Source organism: Croceivirga thetidis (assembly GCF_012272815.1).
Taxonomy (GTDB): Bacteria; Bacteroidota; Bacteroidia; order Flavobacteriales; family Flavobacteriaceae; genus Croceivirga; species Croceivirga thetidis.
The window spans coordinates 1-5327 of the sequence record NZ_JAAWWL010000005.1; the positions used below are offsets into that span (position 1 = coordinate 1).

The 5327-nt window shown below is 39.0% G+C and carries 2 protein-coding genes; both read left to right on the plus strand.

All coding sequences use genetic code 11. The features are described 5' to 3' along the window. On the plus strand, positions 1 to 2002 hold a 2002-nt coding region (locus tag HCU67_RS16460), incomplete at its 5' end, for a Calx-beta domain-containing protein (RefSeq protein ID WP_168553766.1). Positions 2003 to 2183: 181 nt separating this feature from the next. Further along, on the plus strand, positions 2184 to 5327 hold a 3144-nt coding region (locus HCU67_RS16465; RefSeq protein ID WP_282597834.1), incomplete at its 3' end, for a Calx-beta domain-containing protein.

Sequence of the window (5327 nt, forward strand, 5' to 3'; positions counted from 1 at the left end):
CGATGGTGAGACACAACAAATAGTTGTTCCTATTTTGGAAGATGATATCATCGAGGCGACTGAGGACTATCTCATTACCCTATCCAATGCATCTTCTACCCTAGTAGCAATAAATACACCTGAGGCAACGGGCAACATTGAAGACAATGATGCCATTCCTGGGGTGACCGGTATTGCATTCGAAGCCACAGAGGTTACCGTGAACGAAGGTGACGGTACAGCTACCTTTAACGTAATACTTACTGGAAACGTGGCCGAACCATTTACCGTGGATTTTGCTACTTCTGATGGAACGGCAACAAATACGGAAGATTACACAGGACTGACCGGGCAGCTTTCATTTGCTGGAACTAATGGGGAATCCTATAATATTACAGTTCCAATTATTGATGATATAATTGTAGAAAATCAAGAGTCATTCAACTTAGAGCTCTTATCAATTTCAATAGACTACCTTGCAATCAACACAGCTTTGGCAACAGGCGTAATTATTGATAATGACAACTTGGAAGATTTCCCTTCAGATATAACTGTTTCATGTTCAGAGATTCCAGAGGTTCCGACCATTACACTAAATGCATCTGATTGTGATTATGAGATTATATTCGAAGAATTAATTACTGGTCAAGATGACGAATGCGAAAATGAATATACAATCACTCGAACATGGAGTTCAACGGATTGTGTCAATAATGTCAGAAACCATGTTCAAGTAATAACCGTTATAGACAATGAGCTACCCTTTTTTACAAGTGAATTACCTTCCAATATTACGGTAGAATGTGATTCAATACCACAAGTTGCTAATATCTCAGCTGATGATTTATGTGATTCAAATGTGAATATTGAATTCGAAGAAATTATCATCGATACTGATGATTGTCCATCGGATTATGTGATATCAAGGATATGGACGGTGAGCGATTGTGCAGGAAATACGATTTCACATGAACAGACAATTCAAGTTATTGATACTAGTGCACCCGTATTTAATGAAGAATTACCAGAAGATTTAGTGGTTGAATGCAATCAAGTACCTGATGCTATAGTTTTGACTGCAATTGATAATTGTGACGGTAACATTTCTGTTACATTTAACGAAGAAATCATTGATGACACTAACTGTATAGATGGATATTTGGTTGTAAGAAATTGGAGCGTTTCCGATTGTTCTGGAAACAGTGCTGAACATACTCAAATAATAACAGTTCCTCCAACCGGTGCAATTGTAGCTGATTATCAAGAAGAATATTTCATTATCTGTGGAGAGGAAATTCCAGAAATTCCTGTATTGGAATACTCAGGAGGATGCGGAAATTACCAAGAAGTCTTTTCAGAGGAAACCATATTCTCCGATGAAGTTTCTGATTATGTTATTAGGAGAATTTGGGAAGTCACAGATTCTTGTGGTAATATGGCTGAATTTGTTCAGACAATTTTTGTTCAACAACCAGAAGTCTTCAATATCGACTTAACTATATGTATTGAAGATGACCCGATTAATTTGCTAGATTTTTTACCGGAAAATTTTGATAAAGAAGGATCTTTTTCCTCTACTCAATCTGTAGTTATTGAACAGGGATTTTTAAACGCTATTGATACAGGCTTAGGTAGTTTTGAGATTCAATATAAATCTGTTGCTGGAACATGTGAGTTTGATGCGACTTTCACAATTGAAATTAACAACAGTTGTTCTTCCTGTACCAGAGAAGACATAATTATTTCAAAAACCGTCACACCTAACGGAGATGGTATAAATGACACTTTCAATATTACCGGAACCGAATTTTGCTTTTATTCGTTCGATGTGATGATATTCAATAGATGGGGAGATATGGTTTTTGAAGCTAATGATTATCAGAACAATTGGGCTGGTTCTGCGCCAGGTAATGCAATTGGAACCAGGTCTTTGTTACCTTCAGGAACCTATTACTATATCATAAGTGTTCCTGATACTGATTTTGAACCATTTAATGGATTCATTTTCTTGAGTTCGAACTAAAACCAAAAGAAATAGAATTATGTAGAATAAATTAATTTAGTCCAAAAAGTAAAATTTGTTTTACTTGTTTTTTGCCTTGATCGGAAACTAAAACATTGGATTAATATGAAATAGTTGATTTAAAGATTTTATTGCACAAAAAGGTTCTCCCGAACAAACTAAAAACACTAAATAGCAAAAAATGATTAACCTAACCGGTTTAAGAACAAAGTGTGGTAGCATTAGTATTTTTCTGGTACTATTTTCTTTCCTAGGGTATGGGCAGGTTAAAACAGCTTTTACACCACGATATTCTTCTACAATCAATGGGGATGTAACTATAATTGCCAACAATGTACTCTCAAGATCCGCAACCGATTCCTACACTGGAACTGAGGGCAATCACGAATTTACAGACAATGTCTTTGTTGATATTGATTCCGATCCAACTACATTTAATTCAAGTAGTGCAAATTTTACAAACCCAGAACCGGCCGTCGGCTGTCTGAACTATTTAAGTGCATATTTATATTGGTCAGCTTCTGATCAGGAATATTTGGTAAATGGTACAGAAGTTGTTGTTGGGGACGGAGGTAGTGAACCAAATTGGAATTTCAATCAGGTAAAATTAATGCTGCCTGGCCAAACTTCATATAGCACATTAACAGCAGATGACATTATTTACAGGGATAGGGATGGTGACGATAGCTTTGAAAATGCGCCATATGTCTGTGTAAAGGATATCACATCCTTGATACAAGGGTTGAGTGATCAGTTTGGAAAATACCAAGTAGCAAACGTAAAAGCAACAGAAGGTCGAATTTGGACTGAAAGTGGAGGAAGAATTGGTACTGCAGGTGGTTGGCAAATCGTATTTGTTTATGAGAACCCTGATCTCATTGGTAAAAACATTACTTTATTTGATGGATATGTGAATATTACTTCGAGTAGTTCGGACGGTGGCGTTGATAATGAAGATTTTAGTTTTAGTGGATTTCAGACTGTCCCTAATGGTGAGGTCTTGGCTGATGTGGTGCTTGGAGCTCTAGAAGGTGATTTTGATATCGCTGGTGATCAATTACAAATTCAGAATACCAGTGGTGTTTGGACCGACCTTAGCACTTCTCAAAGGGGCTCAACAAATTTTTTCAACAGTAAAATTACCAAAGATGGGAGCAACTTCATAGATAGGAATCCTGCGAGTACAAATACCCTCGGGTTTGATGCAGGTTTGTTTCCTTTAGGCAATTCTGGAAACAACTTGATAGGTAATAATCAAACTTCTGCGAATTTTAGAATAACAACAACCCAAGAAACTTACGGAGTTTATTTACTAGGACTTTCGGTAGCCGTTTACGAGCCAGATCTTGGTGCCTTGGAACTAGATACGCGTACAGGGGATACCGCTTACAATCCAGGAGATTTGGTTCCATTTTCGGTAGAACTCGACAATAATGGTAACGACGCAATCCAAGATTTACAGATTCAAATGACAATTCCACAAGAAGTGGATTTTGATGCGCCAAGTAATTTACCTGCTGGGGTTACTTTTAATTACAATTCTACCACTAGGGTTTTAACTTTCAACGTAGCTGATGGTTTAACCGACCCTGATGACACTTCCTATACAATTGACTTTAATTTAAGGGTTAAGGACCAATGTTATTTCTTGGAATCCGCTTGTAGCGGAAGTTTTCAATTACAGGCTTCAGCAACCTATAGAGGAACAATTAATACAGATTTGGTTACTACGAACAGTTCAGGAACATTGGATGAATGTGGCACTGGTAATACCGACCCAACTGTTTTGACTATTAATTCACCAGATCAAGTAAATTGGAGTACACCAGCAGATGCGCTTAATAGAACGATAAGCTGTACAGATTCTGCGGCCCTCGCTGCCGCTCAAGCTTTAGTTCCAGATACTGAATTCTGTAGTTTCACCCTGAACGAGGTCTCTGGCACTTTTGTACCTGAAGCTGGTTGCGCTGTAGAAGGCACCTATACCAATACTTTTACATTTACTGATGCTTGTGGCCGGGTAAGTCAAACGTTTACACAAATTATTACGATTGAAGATACGAACGACCCATCTTTTAATGAGGCCTTACCACAAGATACAGTGGCTGCTTTTGATAATATTCCTTCACCGGAAACACTCACAGCAAGTGATTCGTGCGATAACAATCCAACTGTAGATTTTGTTGAATCTTATATCGGTGATAACACCAGTACTTCATACACTATCGTAAGAACATGGACAGCTTCTGACTGTGCCGGAAATACGGTTGAACATGTTCAAAACATTTTTGTGAGCCCTGACGGAGACCCGATTGGCCTATCAATAAATGATATTACCGTCAATGAGAATGACGGTACCGCGATTTTGACCATAACACATATTGGCTCGGTTTCTGGAGGCTTTACGTTGAATTATGCTACAGCTAATGGTTCAGCTGTACAACCACAAGATTACACACAACAATCAAGTGTCATTTCTTTTACGGGTACCAATGGAGAAACACGAGATATTACTATCCTTATTACTAATGATGATGTAATAGAAGGAGTAGAAAACTTTACGGTGCAATTATCTGCAGGCACTAATACACCTTCAATAAATGATGGTTCAGGCCAGGTGACTATTAATGATGATGATACAGCTCCTGGGTCAGGTGTAGGTTTTGATGCTGTTGACTACACTTTCAACGAAGACGTAGGGACAGTAACATTCACAGTAACCCTTGTTGGAAATGTATCAGAAGCTTTCACAGTAGATTTTGCCACGGATGACCGCTTAGCTATAGCAGGACAAGACTATGAAGCACAAGCTGGAACACTATCTTTTGATGGAAACGATGGTGAGACTGAATCTATTACAATAACCATAATAGACGATGACATTATCGAAAATCAAGAACATTTTGTGATTGATTTATCAAACATTTCGACTGATTTAATAGGTATAACGGATTCAAGGGAAAGAGGTGACATTCTTGACAACGATGCCGATCCCGGCGTGACAGGGCTTGCCTTCGACCCAACGGAGGTCACCGTGAACGAGGGCGATGGGACCGCTACATTCAACGTGGTGCTGACGGGTAACTTCCCACAGGCATTCACCGTGGACTTCGCAACAAGCGACGGCTCCGCAACTGCAGGGGACGACTATACCGCACAGACAGGTCAGCTCAACTTTGACGGTAACGATGGTGAGGTACGCACCATTACCATTGACATCCTTGAAGATGATATCATCGAGGCTACCGAGGACTATACCCTTACACTTTCAAACCCTTCACTTGCACTTGTGGCCATCAACACCGCAAATGCAACGGGCAACATC